The organism is Massilia mucilaginosa (assembly GCF_011682145.1).
GTDB classification, from domain to species: Bacteria; Pseudomonadota; Gammaproteobacteria; order Burkholderiales; family Burkholderiaceae_D; genus Telluria_A; species Telluria_A mucilaginosa.
This window is the reverse complement of sequence record NZ_WHJH01000270.1, coordinates 1-295: the sequence shown is the minus strand read 5'-3', so window position 1 is coordinate 295 and position 295 is coordinate 1. Positions and strand designations below refer to the sequence as shown.

Annotated in this window: 1 protein-coding gene; it reads left to right on the top strand. The window is 59.3% G+C overall.

The window, feature by feature from the left end; all coding sequences use genetic code 11:
- Positions 1-295 (top strand): phosphopantetheine adenylyltransferase (locus F2P45_RS34820; RefSeq protein WP_166882725.1); only part of this gene is annotated, 295 nt, incomplete at both ends.

The window sequence follows — 295 nt, the reverse complement described above, 5'->3', positions numbered from 1 at the left end:
GACCGTCGCCGCACTCATTCACCTCATTCCTGTAACGGGCGTGCTGGGCGAATCTTCGCTCGCCCAGCTTTACGGCGTGCGGCTGCACGACCGCAACTTGCTCATCCTGATGCAGCATCGTGCAGTCATGTTCGGGCTAGTCGGATTGCTGCTTATCGCCGCGGCGCTCATTCCCGCATATCGGCCGCTTGCCTATTTCACGGGACTGGTCAGCGTAACATCGTTCCTGATACTTGCGTGGTCGGCGGGAGACTATAATTATTCGATAGGCCGGGTGGTCGGTGCCGACCTCCTC